This is a genomic window from Buchnera aphidicola (Mindarus japonicus) (genome assembly GCF_039393905.1).
GTDB lineage: Bacteria > Pseudomonadota > Gammaproteobacteria > Enterobacterales > Enterobacteriaceae > Buchnera_A > Buchnera_A aphidicola_B.
The window spans coordinates 155,958-174,614 of the sequence record NZ_CP135030.1 but is presented as its reverse complement, the minus strand read 5'-3'; the positions used below and the strand labels follow the sequence as shown (position 1 = coordinate 174,614).

Here is an 18,657-nt window from a genome sequence, read left to right as displayed (position 1 = left end):
CATTTTATAGCATTAAATCAATAAAATTTTAATATTTTAAAAAAAATATTTCATATTATCAAAAAAAATATATAAATTACTATTAATAATAGGCATATTTAATATGAATTCAAATCTGTTGGTTACTAAAAGAGATGGTCAAAAAGAAGTTCTTAATTTAGATAAAATTCATAAAGTATTGAATTGGGCTTCAAAAGGATTGCATAACATTTCAATTTCCCAAGTGGAATTACGTTCCAGAATTCAATTCTATAACGGAATTAAAACAATTCATATTCATGAAACAATTATTAAAGCAGCAGCAGATCTAATTTCTAAAGAGGTTCCTGATTATCAATACATGGCTGCTAGATTATCTATTTTCCATCTTCGAAAAAAAGCATATGGAAAATTTACCCCACCTAAATTATATCAACATGTAAAAAAAAATGTTGTATTAAAAAAATACGATAAACATTTATTAAATGAATTTTCTAAAAAAGAATATCAAATTATGAATACATTTATCAATCATAATAGAGATATGAATTTTTCTTATGCAGCAGTAAAACAATTAGAAGGAAAATATTTAGTTCAAAATCGAGTTACAGGAGAAATATATGAAAGCCCTCAATTTTTATATATTCTTATTTCAGCATGTTTGTTTTCAAAATATTCTCAAAAAAATAGATTAGATTATATTAAAAAATTTTATGATGCTATTTCCACTTTTAGAATTTCGTTACCAACACCTATTATGGCAGGCGTAAGAACCCCCACTAGACAATTTAGTTCATGTGTTTTAATTGAATGTGCCGATAACTTAGATTCGATTAATGCAACAGCCAGTTCAATAGTAAAATATGTTTCTCAAAGGGCTGGAATAGGTATTAATGTTGGTCAAATTCGAGCTGTTGGTAGTCCTATTAGAGGTGGAGAAGCATTTCATACTGGTTGTATACCTTTTTATAAATATTTTCAAACTGCAGTTAAATCTTGCTCTCAAGGAGGTGTTAGAGGAGGAGCGGCTACTCTATTTTATCCTATTTGGCATTTAGAAGTAGAAAACTTATTAGTTTTAAAAAATAATCGAGGAATAGAAGATAATCGAGTAAGACATGTCGATTATGCTATACAAATCAATAAACTATTATATCAGAGACTGTTATCTCGAAAAAAAATTAGTTTATTTAGCCCTTCTGACGTTCCTTTGTTATATGATTGTTTTTTTTCTGATCAAGAAAAGTTTGAAGAACTATATACAAAATATGAAAAAGATAAGAAAATTAAAAAAAAAGAAATTAAATCTATAGATTTATTTTCTTTACTAATGCAAGAAAGAACATCTACAGGAAGAATTTATATACAAAACGTAGATCATTGTAATACTCATAGCTCCTTCAATCCAAAAATTGCTCCTATTAGACAATCTAATTTATGTTTAGAAATAACTTTACCTACTAAACCATTATCTAATATTTTGGATGAAAATGGAGAAATAGCATTATGCACTTTATCAGCATTAAATTTAGGAAAAATTAAAAATATTAAAGAATTAAATGAATTATCTAATTTAATTGTACGTGCCCTTGATGCTTTATTAGATTATCAAGAATATCCCATAATTAGTGCTAAAATTGGTGCATTAGGAAGAAGAGCCATTGGAGTAGGAGTTACCAATTTCGCTTATTATCTAGCAAAGAATAATGTTAAATATTCTGATGGAAGCGCTAATAAATTAACACATCAAACATTTGAGGCAATTCAATATTATTTATTAAATGCATCTTGTGACCTTGCAAAAGAAAAAGGAACTTGTTCATTATACAATGAAACAAAATATTCGTTAGGTATACTTCCAATTGATACTTATAAAAATGAAATTGATGTAATATGTAATGAACCGTTACACTTAAATTGGGAATTTTTAAGAAAAAAAATATCAAAATATGGTTTAAGAAACTCTACATTATCTGCTATTATGCCTTCTGAAACATCTTCTCAAATATCAAATGCCACTAATGGCATAGAACCTCCTAGAGGATTTATTAGTATTAAGGCATCTAAAGATGGAATGCTTAAGCAAGTTGTTCCAGAATATAAGAAGTTAAAATCAAAATATGAATTATTATGGAATATACCTGATAATATTGGATATCTTAAGTTAGTTGGAATTATGCAGAAATTTGTAGATCAATCTATTTCAACTAATACTAACTATGATCCTTCAAAATTTCCAGATGGAAAAATTCCTATGAAATTGTTATTAAAAGATTTATTAACTGCTTATAAATTAGGAATAAAAACTTTATATTATCAAAATACTCGAGAAGGAAATATAAATAAAACAAATAATTTCACTTATTGTATTCAACAAGAAAATTGCGAAAGTGGAGCATGTAATTTATAAAAATATTATTAATAAAATATTAATTATTTTATGGAGTATCCATATGACATATACAACTTTTTCAAAAAAAAAAAATGATCCTTTACAAGAACCAATGTTTTTTGGACAATCAGTTAATATTTCTAGATATGATCAACAAAAATATATAATTTTTGAAAAATTAATAGAAAAACAACTTTCTTTTTTTTGGAGACCAGAAGAAATAGATTTATCCAAGGACCGAATAGATTTTAATAATTTACCAAAACATGAAAAACATATTTTTTTGAGTAATTTAAAATACCAAACTTTACTAGATTCGATCCAAGGAAGAAGCCCTAATATAGCTTTTTTACCTGTTGTTTCAATACCTGAGTTAGAAACATGGATCGAAACTTGGTCATTTTCTGAAACTATACATTCTCGATCTTATACTCATATAATTCGAAATATAACAAATGATCCTTCAATAATATTTGAAGATATTATCACTAACCAATCCATATCTAATAGAGCAAAAGATATTTCTTTTTATTATGATGATTTTATTCAATATACAAGCTACTGGCATTTATTAGGAGAGGGCGTGCAATCTATTAATAATCAAAAAAAAAACGTTAATTTAAATTCTTTAAAAAAGAAATTATATTTATGTTTAATGAGTGTAAATGCTTTAGAAGCTATTAGGTTTTATGTAAGTTTTGCTTGCTCATTTGCTTTTGCTGAAAGAGAAATTATGGAAGGAAATGCAAAAATTATTCGTTTAATAGCTAGAGATGAATCTCTACATTTAACTAGTACTCAACATATAATTAATATTATACAAAATAAAAAAAATAATGAAAATATGGCTCATATTGCTTATGAATGTAAAGAAGAATGTTTTAACATTTTTTTAAAAGCTGCTGAACAAGAAAAAAAATGGGCTGATTATCTCTTTTCAGATGGTTCTATGTTAGGATTAAATAAAGAAATTTTATGTCAATACATTGAATATATTACAAATATTAGAATGCAAGCTGTAGGCTTGAAACGACCTTTTGAAAAACGATCAAATCCTATACCTTGGATTAATCAATGGTTATCTTCTGATAATGTACAAATGGCTCCTCAAGAAACAGAAGTTAGTTCTTATCTAGTTGGTCAAATAAATTCCGAATTACTAGATGATGATCTAGATTCTTTTGAACTATAAATTATATGTTTAATAAACGAATTGTATTAATAAATAAAAGTAAAAAAATTTATGTCAATAAAAAAAATATTTCTTTATTAAAAACATTACTTATTAATAATATTAATATTGAATATCAATGTCAAAAAGGATACTGCGGTACATGCCGAGTTATACTTATAAAAGGTAAAATTTTATATCAAGATTGTATTCCATTAGCTTTTTTAAGACCAAAAGAAATACTACCTTGTTGTTGTATTATTTATAGTAATGTAGAAATAAAAATTTAAAACTTTTATTATTAAGATAAATAAATTAGGCTTTAATTTTTTCTTGATTGAATAACAGTTGCTGCTATTGTGTAAATAATATCATCAACTGATGAACCTCTAGACAAATCATTAACAGGTTTTTTCATTCCCTGTAAAATAGGACCTATACAAGTAGAATTGGTAGAATTTTGAACTGCTTTATAAGCTATGTTACCACTGTTTAAATCTGGAAAAATAAAAATTGTCGACTCTCCTTTTAAAGAAGATTTAGGAAATTTTAACTTTGAGATTTTAGGTTCTATTGCTGCATCATATTGAATAGGACCCTCTACAGGAATATCTGGTCTTTTTTTATTTAAAATTTTTTTTGCTATCATGATTTTATCAGTAAGAAAATTTTTTCCTCCTGAAAAATCTGTAGAATATGAAAGCATTGCTATTTTTGGAACTATTCCAAAAATTTTAGCTGTATTGAATGATTGAATAGCAATTTCTGCTAATTGCTCGGAAGTAGGGTTAGGATTGATCGCACAATCAGAATAAATTAAAGTATTTTTTCTTAATAACATGAAAAATACGGAAGAAATAAGTTTACATTTATTAGACATCTTAATAATTCTTAATGCAGAACGAATTACTTCAGCAGTAGTATTTGTAGCGCCTACTACTACACCATCTACTACATTATTTAGTAGTAGCAACATTCCTAAAACAACATTTTTTTTAATATCATCTTTAACATTTTTTATGTCTATTTTTTTTTTCTTATATATACTAATTAAGTCTTTTTTATATTTCTCCCTGATAGTATCTGGATCTATAATTTGAACATTATTATTTAAAAAAATATTATTACTTAAAGCAATATTATTAATTTCATTTATATTTCCTAATAAAATACAATTAGCTATTTTCAATCGATTACATTGAATAGCAGATTTTATAATCCTAATATCATTTCCTTCAGGAAGAAGAATTGTTTTTTTTAATGAAATCGCAGTTTTTTTTAAGTTATACTTAAATAATTCAGATGAAATTGTAAAGGAACTATTTATTTTTTTTTCTAATATTTTTTTTATCCATGTTTTACTAAAAAATGATTTTATATATTTTTGTATTTTTTGAATTCTTTCTACATCTTTCGAAGAACATTTGAAATGAAAATTTTTTAATAAAATTAAAATTTCATAATTATCAAGATAAGTAAAAAATATTGGAATATTCATTTCAAGAAAACTTAAATATAAAGAATACTTTTTTATATTTCCAGAAGTTACTAATATAGAAAAATTAATATTTTTTTTAAGAAAATAATTTATATGATATTTAAAATTATTTAACAAACTATTTTCAATTATAATTAATGAATTTGAAATATTTTCTTTTTTTAGAAAATTAAAATTATTTTTTAAAATTTTTATTTTTTTAATTAAAAGGTTATTTATTTTATTTTTTTTGTAAACTATAAAAGCATTAATATAATTAATAATATTTAGTATTGGAATTTCTAATAACTTCATATTCCAAGAAATAGACACAACATTATTAAAACATGTTATTTTTTTAGAAAAATTTTTTTTTAAAAAAAATTTTTCTTGGTAAAAAAAATCAAATTCTTTAATATTTTTTACTTTCTTTAAAAAACATGGTTCATCTTTTTTATTAAAAATAATTCCTTTAACATTTTCATTTAAATAAAAAATTGAATTTTTTTTTTCAAATTGACTTAAATAAGATTTGTTTTTATATGTTGCTACAAACACAATATTTGCATTTAAAATTCTAGCTATTTTAAAATTTAATTTATTCCATATACAATTACTTTTTATATTTAATCCTTCAATTAAAGTAATTTCTGAATTGTCTTTATAAGTTTCATATCTATCTATAATTTTTTCTATTAGATTAGAAAAAAAAATTTTTTTATATTCTATATTATATATTTTTTGATAAATAGATTTTATAATAAAAACAGAGGAATTATTTTTAAGTAATTGAGAAGTATGATCTATTCTTTTTTGATTATTGCTGTTAATAATAGGTTTAAAAAAGTTGGTAACTAAATTTTCCTTTTTAATTGTAGAAATTACCCCTAAACTAATAGTGGTTAAACCTACATTTTTTTCAATAGGAATTAACATAATTACTTTTGACATAGAAACACCTCATAATTTCATATGTTTATAATTTTAATTAATTAAACGAATTGTTTCTTTGGCAATTTCTATTTCCTCATCTGTTGAAACGACTAAGATAGGAATACTTTTTTTTGAACTAATACAAAAATTATTTTTAAAACCATTTTCATTATTAAATTTTTCACTTAATTCAAATCCTAAACTGGATAATTGAGAAACTGTTAGTTTTCTTACTAAAACAGAATTTTGTCCAATTCCACCTGTAAAAACTAAAGCATCTATTTCTTTTGCTATTAAAAAAAAATAAGATGAAATATATTTCACTAATTTATAAGAAAAAATATCCACTGCACGCTTTGCTTTTTTATTAGAAAAATATTTTTTTTCAGAAAATCTAAAATCACTAGTTTCTTCACTTAAACCTAAAATACCTGATTTTTTAGTTAATAAATTTTTAATTTCTTTTATTTCCATGTTCATATTTTCATACAAATAAAAAATAAACGATGGATCTATATCTCCACTACGTGTACCCATAACCAAACCTTCTAAAGGAGTTAAACCCATAGAAGTATCAATACAAATTCCATTCTTTATAACTGATACAGAGGCACCATTTCCTAAATGACAAGAAATAATATTAATAGACATTATATCTTTACATATTATTTCAGCTGTTTTTTTCATTATATATGAATGACTAATTCCATGTGCTCCATATCTTCGAATTCCATATTTTTTATAAAAAATATATGGAATTCCATATAAATATGCTTTTTCCGGTAGCCTTTGATAAAAAGAAGTATCAAATACTGCTACATTTTTTTTTCTAAGAAATGGTAAAATTTTTATAAGTAATTTTATTCCTAATAAATTAACAGAATTATGCAAAGGAGCAAAACAAGATGCTTTTTTTATAATATCCATTATTGATTCATTTATTATCACTGAAGATTTTATTTTTTTTCCACCATGCACTACTCTATGACCTACGGAAATTATATCGTTAAAAATGTCTATTTTTTTTTTAATAATATTATTAATAATAAATTCAAGAGCGTTTTCATGAGTAGAATACGATTTCAAAAAAAAATTTTTAATAGAAATATTTTTTGTTTTCCAAGAAATGTTTGTATTTATTAAATACAAACATTCTACAATTCCTGTTAAAAATCTTTTGTAACTTTTAGAATCGATTAATGAAAACTTCAATGAAGAACTTCCAGAATTAATAACAAATACTAATTTCTTAGACATATAATTCCTAATTTATCAAAAAAATATTTTATTAATTATACATTTATCTTAATAAACAAAATATATTTATTTTAATTTATAACTAAATTACTAATAATTTAACTAATATTCAAAGAATTTATTTATAAAAATAATTAATTAAATCTAAGTAAACTTTTTATTAAATTTATTATTAATGAAAAGTTGTTCTTTTTTGCTCTATAGAATGTATCTTAACTTTTATAATTTCACTAATTGGATCTTCGGGACAATGCTCAATAAAATATGTTAAATCACTTAGTGCTACTTTTCCACATTCAAGTTGAGCGTAAATTAATCCTCTATCTCTAATTTCATAGGGATCATTTGGATTTAATTGAATTAACAAATTACTTACATTTAAAGCTAATTCCATTTTTTTTTCTTCCATTAATGCTGCTTTTAAAGTATTTAACACTTTTCTAATAACTGTTAACGACTTTGCTTGATTTAAATCATTTTTATACAATGTAGCTGTAGGACTAATATTTCCTTTTAACCAAACTTCTAATATATGTTCATTTAAAGTTTCTCCATTAAAAGGGTTAATTAACCATGATTTTTTATTTTTTAAATCAGATTTTAAAATAAGCTGAGTTGGAAAAATTATAGGAGTTAACGATAAACTCAATTCTTTTGCCATATAAAGTAAGATTATTCCCAATGAAACAGCTGTTCCTTGACGTGTCTTTAAAACTTTATCAATCCATAAAACATCAGATAACTTATATTTTTTTTTTGCCCCTCCAAATCCCCATTTTGAATAAAATATCTTCAACATTTTTTTTAGTTTATTAATTTCATTTTTTTCATCTCTAATTAAGAATTTTACTTCTTCTAATCGGAATTTTAACTCTTTTTTTACTTCTTCAGTAGGAAAGTTTTTTCTTATCAGCTTAAAAGCTACTAACATAGATTCAAAAATGGATTGTTTAGAAAAATCAATATTAGAAAAAATTTTCATATTACTCTCAATAATATTTATTTAAATTAGTATTTTTTTAAAAAAAATATATTTTTATTCATAAATTATTTTTAATTTTTTGGTTAAATTAAATAAATTTAATACCTATTAAATATTAAATAAAATATTTAGTTTTTATATATAAAAATATTATACCGAATTTTTAAAAAGAGTTGAACTGCTTATATTTATTAAAAAAAAATTACTTTTTCTGTCCTATTGTAACACGATAAAATCCTTGATAATCTTTATAACTATGAACATTTTTAAAATTATTAAATTTCATAAATTCATTTATAAATTTTTTCTGAGTAGAACCATGTTCTATTAATAACCATCCTTCATTTAATAAATGCTTTTGAGAATTTTGTATGATATTTTTAATATCAAAATATCCTTTTTCAGAAGATACTAAGGCTGAATAAGGTTCAAAGAAAATATCCGATTCTAGATTTTGAAAGTCTTCAACATCAATATAAGGTGGATTACTAACTATAATATTAAAACTTATGTTTTTTAACGAAGAAAACCAATTACTAAACTTGAAAAATACATTTTTTATTAATAATTTTTCTGCATTTATCTTCGCTATCTTTATAGCTTCATGGCTATTATCTACTCCTATTATATAAGAATTTGGTAATATACTTGCTAAAGATAAAGCAACTGCTCCAGAACCTGTTCCTAAATCTAAAATTTGGAATTTAGAATTATTATTAAACATAGATTGAATAATCTCAATTAGAATTTCAGTTTCTGGTCTAGGAATAAAAGTAAAGGGAGATACAGTAAGTGGTAAAGACCAAAATTCTTTTTTTTTTATTAAATATGCTATTGGTTCACATAAAATTCTACGATTTAACAAAATATTTATTTTTTTTTTTCTTTATCTTTAATTTTTTTTTCATAAAAACATATAATCCAGGTAAAAGATCGTTTTATTCCATGAGACATTATTAACAAAGCATCTAATCTAGGACTATTACTATGTATCAATTTCTTTTCTGCTAAATTTAACCAATTTTTAATTTTCATTTTTTTTCTTTAATGAAGAAGAAAGAATATCTGATTGATATTTTTCAAGCATAGGATTTATTAAAATGTCTAATTTTCCATCTAATATTTCATTTAAACGATATACTGTTAAATTAATACGATGTTCAGTTACTCTATTTTGAGGAAAATTATACGTTCTTTTTCTGTCAGATCGCTCTCCACTGCCTAATAAACTTTTTCTCATAGAAGCATTTTTAGCGTTATTTTTTGCTAATTCAGCAGCATGAATACGAGCTGATAATATTGATAATGCTTTTGCTTTATTTTTATGTTGTGATCGTTCATCTTGACATTCTACTACATGTCCAGTAGGAATATGAGTTATTCGAATTGCAGAATCAGTAGTATTTACATGTTGTCCTCCTGCTCCTGAAGAACGAAAAGTGTCAATTTTTAAGTCAGAAGGATTAATTTTAAATTCTTCTGATATTGGTAAAACAGGCATAATAGCTACTGTACACGTAGAGGTATGAATTCTTCCTTGTGATTCTGTTTCAGGTACTCTTTGAACACGATGTCCTCCTGACTCAAATTTTAACTTTTTACATGCTTCTTTACCTGTTATTTTAATAATAATTTCCTTAAATCCTCCTTTTTCACTTTCGCTCATATTAATAATGTTAATTTTCCAACGATTTATTTCCGAATATCTACTATACATTCTAAATAAATCTCCAGCAAATATCGCTGCTTCATCACCCCCCGTGGCGGCTCTAATTTCAACAAAACAACTTTTTCTATCATAAGGATCGTTAGGTAATAATAAAATTTTTATTTTTTTTTCTAGAGAAAATTTATAAGATTCTAATTTTCTTATCTCTTCTTCTGCAACTTTTTTTATTTCTATATCTTCTAACAATTGTTTTGTTACTTGAATATCTTTTTTATATTTTTTCCAATTGATAAAATATTTTACTATTTTAGAAATTTTTAGATATTCTTTCGACAAATCTTTTAATTCTGTTTTATTTGAAATCTTATTAATATTTGATAAAGTAAATTCTATTTTCTTATATCTAGTATATAAAATTTCTAATTTAGAAATAATAGAAGGTTTCATAAATCACCGTTTATTTTTTTAATTTTCATTATTAAAAATTAAATTTAAAAAAAAATTTATCTATTTATTTTAAACATTATACATGCCAATAATAAAATATTTTAAATTTTTTTTTTTAGTATATAATAGTAGTCATATTATTTTTTAATAAAAAAGTATAAAATTTTCCTAAAAATCTAAATGCTTTAAAAACATATTTCAAATTAATTTTATTAAAAAAATAATTTAACCTTTTTTAAAAAACCATTTATTGTTCACTATCTAAGCTTCTATTATCTTAAATAATTTTTATAAGAGAAATTATATGCATGACATAAAATTATTTTCTGGAAATTCTGTTCCAGAATTAGCTAAAAGTATTGCTGAAAGACTATTTTTACATTTAAGTAATGCTACTGTTGAAAGATTTAGCGATGGAGAAATAAGCGTTCAAATTAATGAAAATGTAAGAGGAGGAGATATATTTATTATTCAATCTACTTGTTTTCCAACAAATGATAACTTAATGGAATTAGTTGTTATAGTAGATGCTTTAAGGAGAGCTTCGGCTGGTAGAATTACAACTGTTATTCCTTATTTTGGCTATGCTAGACAAGATAGAAGAGTTCGATCCGCTAGAGTTCCTATTACTGCGAAAATAGTAGCAGATTTTTTATCTATAGTTGGAGTAGATCGGGTATTAACAGTTGATCTTCATGCTGAACAAATTCAAGGATTTTTTGATATTCCTGTAGATAATGTTTTTGGTAGTTTAGTTTTGTTTGAAGATATGTTGAAGAAAAAATTTAAAAATCCTATTGTTGTTTCTCCAGATATAGGAGGGGTAATTAGAGCGAGAGCGATAGCTAAATTATTACATGATACTGATATGGCTATAATCGATAAAAGAAGACCTCATGCAAATGTTTCTCAAGTGATGCATATTATTGGAGATGTAGAAAAAAGAGATTGTGTTTTAGTAGATGATATAATAGATACTGCAGGAACATTATGCAAAGCCGCAGAAGCACTAAAAGAAAGAGGAGCTAGAAAAGTTTTTGCTTATGCTACTCATCCTATCTTTTCAGGGAATGCCAAAAAAAACTTAAGAAATTCCGTTATTGATGAAGTAATAGTTTGTGATACAATTCCTTTATCTAGTTCAATAAAATCTCTTCCAAACATACGCACCCTAACATTATCAGGGATGTTAGCTGAAGCTATTAGAAGAATTAGTAATGAAGAATCTATTTCTGCTATGTTTGAACATTAAATTTATACTATTTTAAATGTTTATACACTGATATTTAAAATTTTCATAACTTCAGATACTGTTACAAATGATCCAAAAACTAATATTAAATCTTCTTTAGATGCTGAAAAATATGCTTTTTCCCAGGACTCTTGAACACTATTAAAAATAGTATAATCTTCTTGCATTGATAAAACACTATTTATATAAGTTGTATATACTTCTTTATTTTGATTTAACAAAGAAAAATTCCATTTTTTAATTATTCCTAGAAAATTTGAAATAATTCCGATAAAATCTTTTTTTTCTAAAATTCCGATTACAGCATGTATTTTTGAATATTTTTTAGAAATTTTTTTTATTTTTTTAGCTAAATATAAGGAAGCATGCGAATTATGCGCGACATCCAAAATCACACAAGGTTTTTTTTGTACTATAGAAAAACGACCTGGAATGTTAATAGGAAATAATTTTGTTTTTAAAAAATCAATATTAATATCTAAATTAGATTCTGATAATGCTGAAAAAGCCATTGAAATATTTATTAATGAAATATTTGAATACTCTAAATCATAAAACTTCCATTTTTTGCTTATAAAATTCCAATTCTTTTCTTTTTTTTGATAAAACCATTCAGAATTAACTTTCTTTAATAAAGTATTTCTTTTTTTTGCAAGTAAATTAATACTATTTGGAATATCTTTTTCTTCTCCTATTATCGCTATTTTATTTTTTTTAAATATTCCTGCTTTTTCGTAAGCTATTTTAAAACGAGTATTTCCTAAAATTTCTTTATGATCAAAACCAATATTAGTAATAATACTTATATCATTAGGCATAATATTAGTAGCATCTAATCTTCCCCCTAATCCTGCTTCAAGAATAATAATATCTACCTTAAAATATTTAAATAAAAACAAAGCAGATAATGTTATAAAATCAAAATAACTAATTTTTAGATTTTTTCTAACTGCTTCAATTTTTTTAAAAGCTAGAATATGAAATTTTTCATTTAAAAAATTTCCGTTAATACGAATACGTTCTAAGTGACTAACTAAATGAGGGGAAGTATATAAACCTACTTTATAATTAGAATTTAACAAAATTTTTTCTAAAATATAACAAACGCTTCCTTTTCCATTTGTACCTGCAACAACAAAAATAAAAGTAAAACAATGTAATAAACCTAACTTTTTAGCTATGTTTATTACATTCTTTATATCAAAAAAATTTTTTCTTTTAAAAAATTTAAGATATTTTATCCATTCAAAAAAAGATAATTTTTTTTTATATATTATTTTTTTTAACATATTTTATATTTTTTTAAAATTTTATATTGAAAAAATATTGATTAAAAAATTTGGATTAATTCCAAAAAATAAAATTATAATAGTAGAAATCACTATCAAAATTCCAGAAAAAGTAAATGCCCAATTATTAGAAATTTTATTTTCCTTTAATAAAATATTTTTATTAAAAATATTTTTTCTAGAAAAAATATTTACTAAAATACGTAAATAGTAGTACATTCCTAATGTACTTGCTAAAAGCAAGCTAAATCCTAAAAACCATAATTTTTGTTGTATTATCAGAAAAAATAAATAAAACTTACTAAAAAATCCTATCGTAAGAGGAATTCCAGCAAGAGAAAAAATTGAAGTTGTTATTAATATAGCAAGAATTCGATTTCTCCAAAATAAACCTTTATAAAAAAAATCATCATCATGATAATGATTCTTATCATTTGCTGAAATAATATTTAAAACTCCTAAAAAAACTATACTAGAAAATATATAATTAATGATGTTCACTCCAAAAGCTATTAGAGCGTGTTTACTACTAAGTACGGTAATAACAGAAATTAATAAAGAACCAAAATATGCTATAGAAGAATATGCTATTAATTTTCTAATATTTTTTTCAAATAATGCCATTATGCTTCCTAATACAATTGAAAAAAATGAAAACATTTTTATTATTAGTAATAAGTCATAAAAAATTTTTTTAGGGAAAAATATAGCAAAATTTATTAAAATAATAAATAGTACTATTTTACTGATAGTAGAAAAAAATAGTAATGAAGGAAAAGAAACTCCTTTATAAATATTTGGGCTCCATAAATGAAATGGAAAAATAGCTGTTTTAATACCAAATCCAGTTAATATAAAACACCAAGAAAATAATATAATTTTGTTATTATTATAAAAATTAAAAATAGATAATTCATTAAAATGAAAAAAATTTAAATGTCCAGAAATACAATAAATTAATGCCATTCCAAATAAAAGAAAACATGAAGATAATGTAGATAAAACTAAATATTTTAAAGCACTTTCAATTGATGTCTTTTCGTTTATAAAATAACCAGATAACGCTAACATCGGTAACGACATTAATTCTATACCTACAAACATGGATATCATATGATTAGAAATAATTGCAAACATAGAACCTATAACAGATAAATTTATTAACAAATAAAAATTTTCTGGATTTTGAACACACTGTTTTTTATGATCTGAAAAAAATATAGAAGAACATAATCCTACTAATAAAAAAATACTAAAATATATAATAGAAAAAAAATTAATAGAAAATATTGTTCCTATATTTATAAAAACATCTTTATTCATTAAAAATAAAGATAAAAAAGATAATACATACCCTAATATATTTACATTTTTTATCAAAATTAAATCTTTTTTTAATGAAATAAAAAGAAACAAAATACTACTATTTAACATTAAAATTAATAATGGCAATAATCCAATAAATTGTTTAGAAACTATCATAATCAAAAATTATACCTTTTAGATAAAAAAATTTAAAAAAAATTCTAAATAAATGATTTTGTTAAATATAAAGTATCAATAATAATTTTCGAATTTAATCCTACAAAAAATAAAGAAATTAAAATAATTAACATTACTAAAATATCAATAATAGAAATTGAAATATTTTTCGATATATTATTGTAATTACCATAGCAAACATTTTGCATCATTTTTAGTGTATATGATATAGAACATATTAAGCCAATAATTAAAATTCCAAAAAATATTGGATTTCTATTAAATACACCAATTAATATCATAAGTTCTCCAATAAAAGAACCGGTTCCTGGTAAGCCTATAGTGGATAAACAGAAAAATAAAAAGAATCCTGGTAACCAACCAACTTTTTCTAACAAACCATTTATTTTATATATATTTCTAGTATAAAAATGTTTTTTTATTAAACCAGATACAATGAATAAAGCAGAAGTAGAAAGTGCATGAGAAATTATATATAAAATAGCTCCTTGATAAGAAATTTTATTATAAGTGTAAATTGCTACTAAAATTATTCCTACATGCGATATAGATCCATATGAAATTAAATTTTTCAAATCTTTTTGTGAAAAAGCAAGAAATGCTCCATAAAAAAAATTCATAATTCCTAAAAAAATAAAAAAGTTAGAAACATTATGTGATGAATTAGGAAAAAATGGAATTACAAATCTTAAAATTCCATAAATTCCTGTTTTTAGTAAAAATCCAATTATATCAATAGATCCTATCATAGGAAGATATCGATGAACGTTAGGCAACCATCCCTGAAAAGGTACTATTGGAATTTTTATGGCAAATCCAATAAAAAATCCAATCATTAAAATATATTCTAAAACAGAAAAGTCTGCATTTTCATTATAAAGTTTAATTAATAAATTGTAATCAAACGTCCAAATATTAAATTTTAAATAATATAAAATAGATAATCCAATAATAACTAATAACATTATAAAACTTGATAATTGAGAATACATAAAAAAAGTATTGGCAGCAGAAATTCTGTTATTTTTTTCATGATCTTTACTATCAAAAAATATAATTAATAAATAAATTGGAATTAATATAACTTCCCAAAAACAAAAAAATAAAAATAAATCGATCGATAAAAAAATACCTAATGTTGCTGAAAAAATATGTAATAATGAAAGAAAAAATATTCCTTGATAACGCTGTTTGTATAAATTCCATGAACACAATACTGATATTATACTTAATATCGAACTTAATATAACCATTAATAATGAAAAACCATCTATAGCTAAATGAAAAAATATTCCAAATCTAGGGATCCAAGGATATATAAATTCAACTATCCAATGAGAATAAGAAGTTTGATAATAAAAGTTATGTATATTACTCGTCCATATATATAAAGATATAATCAATACAATACTTACTGTTATTAAAGCAACCCAACGGGGAAACTTAATACTATAATATTCCGATGTCCAACTTAAAAACCCTCCTAATAAGGGAATTATAATTAATAAAAAAAGTAACATTGGTATTATAATCCTATTTGATAAAAATATTATTTAACAAGTTAGTTTTTTAAAATGTTTATATTTAATAAAAATTTATTATTATATTTTTTTATATTATTAAAAATAAAAATATCATTAATAATCCTATTATTATAGATGATATATATCGATGTAAATAAGTATCTGAGTTTAAAAACAATATTTTATTTATATTTACAATTAGCACTTTAAATAAACTAATACATTTTTTTAATGGATCCAATGAAATCAATTTAACAATAAATAAATACGGACTTATAATAAAAAAATTATATATATAATCAAAATTTAAAAATTTGAATATTGAATAGTAATATTTACAATTACAAATATTTTTGAACAAATAGGAAAAAAAATTTTTCTTTAAATAATATTTATAATATGACGTACACAGACCAAAAAATATAAGTAGACTGCTTAATAATTCTAGTAAAATTTTTTTCTTTCCTAAAAAATTTATTTCTATAAATAGTTTTGATAAAGGAATGAATAATACATGTCCTATATATGTAGAAAATATTGCTAATATGATTAAAGGTATTATTTTAAAAAAATTAAAAGAAAATCTCATACTAACATTTTTTTTATTAAAAAAAAGTATAAAAATTAACCTGGAAATATAAATTGATGTTAAAAATACACCTACTATACTAGATATAAAAAATATGTAAGATCCATTATAAAATAAATATAAAATAATTAACTCTTTACTATAAAATCCAGATGTAATGATAGGAAAAGATAATAAAGACAATCCACCTATAATAAAACTCCAATAAGTAATTGGTAAAGTTTTTCGAAATCCAGGAATCTTAAATATATTTTGTTCATTTTTTGAAGCTATGGTTAAAGATCCTGCAGAAAGAAATAATAAAGCTTTAAAAATCGAATGTGTAATTAAATGAATGATAACAGCATTCCAAGCATTTATACTTATAGCTACAAACATATATCCCAATTGACTTATTGTTGAATAAGCTAATATTTTTTTTATATCAGTTTGATAAATTGCTAATACGCTTCCTAATAATAAAGTTATAGATCCTATAATCCCTGAAAGATACGATATTTTTGGAGTCAAAAAGAACAAATGATGCATTCTTAATATTAAATATACTCCTGCTGTTACCATTGTAGCTGCATGTATTAATGCCGATACCGGAGCAGGACCTTTCATTGCATCTGGCAACCAAGTATGTAGTGGAATTTGAGCTGATTTTCCAATCGATCCTAATAAAAAAAATAAAGCAATTAATTCTAATGAATATTGAGAATATAAATTACATTTTAATAAATAATTAATTTTTTGAAATTCAAATGTTCCGAATTGATAATAAACCATAACTATAGCTAATAATAGAAAAATATCTCCAAATCTAGTAGTAATAAATGATTTCATTGCTGATTGGATATTTTTAACATCATTAAAGTAGTATCCTATAAGAAAATAAGAACAAATTCCAACTAGTTCCCATCCCATATACATAAAAATTAAATTTCCTGATAATACTAATATACACATACTAAAAATAAATAAATTAGTATAAGAAAAAAAACGAGAATTATTTTTCTCAAAACTCATATACCAAATACTAAATATATGTATAAGAAAACCTACACCCAGAACCATAATTAACATTGTTAAGGATAATTTATCTACAATTAAATTTAAACTAACATCAAAATTTTCTAAAGAAATAATTCTCCATAAATGTTTAACTTCTTCTATTTTTTTTCCAAGAAAAAAAATACAACTTATATATATAGTAATTAAAAATGAAAACCCAATCGATCCACTCCCTATTAAAGAAGAATAAGTATCTAAAAATTTTTTAGGGAAAAATGTCAATAAAAAAAATCCTATCAAAGGAATCAAAAATATAGAACATATAATGCTTATACTCATTGATTTATCTCACTTAATCTATCAGTATCTAATTCTTTAGAATATTTATATAAACGTAATAATAAAGCTAAACCAATACTAACTTCTGAAGCAGCAATAGTAATCAAAAAAATATACATAATTTGTCCTTCTACTTGATGCCAATAGCTACTTGCAACAATAAAAGCTATTGTAATAGCATTTATTATTATTTCTAAAGAAATTAATATAAATAAAAAATTCCGGCGAAAAACAAGAGAACAAATTCCTAAAAAAAATAAAAGAAAAGAAAGCATTAAACCATGTGCAATAGGAATCATAAATAATCCTTTTTTATTAACTTAAATATTTTTTAATTTAAAATTTTTTATATCCTTTTGATCGATAATGATCTTTTCCGAAATGAAAAATAGTCAGTAAAACTGCTAATAAAAGAAAAGAAATTAATTCTATTATTATTCCATATAAATTGTATAGTTTAATTCCAGTAATTCTTGTACTGATTACTTCAAAATATATTTTTTTTTCAAAAAATATATCATTTAAGTCAAATATTATTTTTAATAATGAAAAAAATAAAAAAAATAAACCTATTAATTCTACTATATTTCTTTTTTTTCTAATATTTAAAATGCTTTTATGATTTAACATCATAATTACAAAAATAAAAAGAACCATAATAGCACCTGCATAAATAATAATTTCTAATGCAGCTGAAAAATAAGCACCCAAAGAAAAAAAAACTCCTGCGATAGATAAAATAGAAATAATTAAATAAAATAAAGCATACATTGCATTTTTTTGAAAAATTAATAATAAAGTTGCAATAATTGTAATAATTCCAAAAAAATAAAAAATTATTAGTTCCATTGAATATATT

Annotated in this window: 16 protein-coding genes; 4 read left to right on the top strand and 12 right to left on the bottom strand. The window is 22.6% G+C overall.

Annotated elements, in window-relative coordinates; all coding sequences use genetic code 11:
• The first annotated feature begins 103 nt into the window (after positions 1-103).
• The 3 genes from nrdA to yfaE are packed head-to-tail and all read left to right on the top strand — an operon-like array spanning position 104 to position 3,832.
• Positions 104-2,389 carry a class 1a ribonucleoside-diphosphate reductase subunit alpha gene (nrdA, locus tag RJT65_RS00810; RefSeq protein ID WP_343153011.1) on the top strand — a complete coding sequence of 762 codons (2,286 nt, stop codon included), beginning with the start codon at positions 104-106 and terminating at the stop codon, positions 2,387-2,389.
• A 43-nt stretch (positions 2,390-2,432) separates the two neighbouring features.
• Entirely contained in the window at positions 2,433-3,563 is a 1,131-nt protein-coding gene (nrdB, locus tag RJT65_RS00805) for a class Ia ribonucleoside-diphosphate reductase subunit beta (RefSeq protein WP_343153009.1), read from the top strand.
• Positions 3,564-3,568: 5 nt separating this feature from the next.
• Positions 3,569-3,832 (top strand): class I ribonucleotide reductase maintenance protein YfaE, encoded by a 264-nt coding sequence (gene yfaE / locus RJT65_RS00800; protein ID WP_343153007.1) that lies wholly within the window; start codon positions 3,569-3,571, stop codon positions 3,830-3,832.
• Between the two features lie 32 nt (positions 3,833-3,864).
• Here yfaE and pta read toward each other — a convergent pair whose 3' ends face one another.
• The 6 genes from pta to prfA all read right to left on the bottom strand — a co-directional run bounded on the left by pta (position 3,865) and on the right by prfA (position 10,307).
• Complete coding sequence (gene pta, locus RJT65_RS00795) at positions 3,865-5,970, bottom strand: phosphate acetyltransferase (RefSeq protein ID WP_343153005.1); 2,106 nt, start codon at positions 5,968-5,970, stop codon at positions 3,865-3,867.
• A gap of 33 nt (positions 5,971-6,003) precedes the next feature.
• Positions 6,004-7,209 (bottom strand): acetate/propionate family kinase, encoded by a 1,206-nt coding sequence (locus tag RJT65_RS00790; RefSeq protein WP_343153003.1) that lies wholly within the window; start codon positions 7,207-7,209, stop codon positions 6,004-6,006.
• Between the two features lie 172 nt (positions 7,210-7,381).
• A complete protein-coding gene (gene sirB1, locus RJT65_RS00785; RefSeq protein ID WP_343153001.1) occupies positions 7,382-8,191 on the bottom strand; it encodes an invasion regulator SirB1 in 810 nt (269 codons plus the stop codon).
• A 202-nt stretch (positions 8,192-8,393) separates the two neighbouring features.
• Positions 8,394-9,056: a peptide chain release factor N(5)-glutamine methyltransferase gene (gene prmC / locus RJT65_RS00780; protein ID WP_343152999.1), complete on the bottom strand. Its 663-nt coding sequence runs from the start codon at positions 9,054-9,056 to the stop codon at positions 8,394-8,396.
• Positions 9,057-9,061: 5 nt separating this feature from the next.
• Positions 9,062-9,226 carry a hypothetical protein gene (locus tag RJT65_RS00775; protein WP_343152997.1) on the bottom strand — a complete coding sequence of 55 codons (165 nt, stop codon included), beginning with the start codon at positions 9,224-9,226 and terminating at the stop codon, positions 9,062-9,064.
• The gene (gene prfA / locus RJT65_RS00770; RefSeq protein WP_343152995.1) at positions 9,216-10,307 is read right to left on the bottom strand and encodes a peptide chain release factor 1; all 1,092 of its coding nucleotides are present in this window, start codon (positions 10,305-10,307) and stop codon (positions 9,216-9,218) included. The genes RJT65_RS00775 and prfA overlap by 11 nt, the downstream gene beginning before the upstream one ends.
• Positions 10,308-10,611: 304 nt before the next feature.
• Between prfA and RJT65_RS00765 the strand changes: the two genes are divergently transcribed.
• A complete protein-coding gene (locus RJT65_RS00765; RefSeq protein WP_343152993.1) occupies positions 10,612-11,559 on the top strand; it encodes a ribose-phosphate pyrophosphokinase in 948 nt (315 codons plus the stop codon).
• A 20-nt stretch (positions 11,560-11,579) separates the two neighbouring features.
• Here RJT65_RS00765 and folC read toward each other — a convergent pair whose 3' ends face one another.
• The 6 genes from folC to RJT65_RS00735 all read right to left on the bottom strand — a co-directional run bounded on the left by folC (position 11,580) and on the right by RJT65_RS00735 (position 18,647).
• On the bottom strand, positions 11,580-12,848 hold the full coding sequence (gene folC / locus RJT65_RS00760; RefSeq protein ID WP_343152991.1) for a bifunctional tetrahydrofolate synthase/dihydrofolate synthase: 1,269 nt from the start codon (positions 12,846-12,848) through the stop codon (positions 11,580-11,582).
• A gap of 21 nt (positions 12,849-12,869) precedes the next feature.
• Complete coding sequence (locus RJT65_RS00755; protein ID WP_343152988.1) at positions 12,870-14,330, bottom strand: NADH-quinone oxidoreductase subunit N; 1,461 nt, start codon at positions 14,328-14,330, stop codon at positions 12,870-12,872.
• A 44-nt stretch (positions 14,331-14,374) separates the two neighbouring features.
• Entirely contained in the window at positions 14,375-15,871 is a 1,497-nt protein-coding gene (locus tag RJT65_RS00750) for a complex I subunit 4 family protein (RefSeq protein WP_343152986.1), read from the bottom strand.
• Positions 15,872-15,962: 91 nt separating this feature from the next.
• Complete coding sequence (gene nuoL / locus RJT65_RS00745) at positions 15,963-17,798, bottom strand: NADH-quinone oxidoreductase subunit L (RefSeq protein WP_343152984.1); 1,836 nt, start codon at positions 17,796-17,798, stop codon at positions 15,963-15,965.
• Positions 17,795-18,097 carry an NADH-quinone oxidoreductase subunit NuoK gene (gene nuoK / locus RJT65_RS00740; RefSeq protein ID WP_343152983.1) on the bottom strand — a complete coding sequence of 101 codons (303 nt, stop codon included), beginning with the start codon at positions 18,095-18,097 and terminating at the stop codon, positions 17,795-17,797. Before nuoK ends, nuoL begins: the two co-directional genes overlap by 4 nt.
• 37 nt (positions 18,098-18,134) lie before the next feature.
• Positions 18,135-18,647, bottom strand: coding sequence for an NADH-quinone oxidoreductase subunit J family protein (locus RJT65_RS00735; RefSeq protein WP_343152981.1), 513 nt, complete (start codon positions 18,645-18,647; stop codon positions 18,135-18,137).
• Between the last annotated feature and the right edge of the window lie 10 nt (positions 18,648-18,657).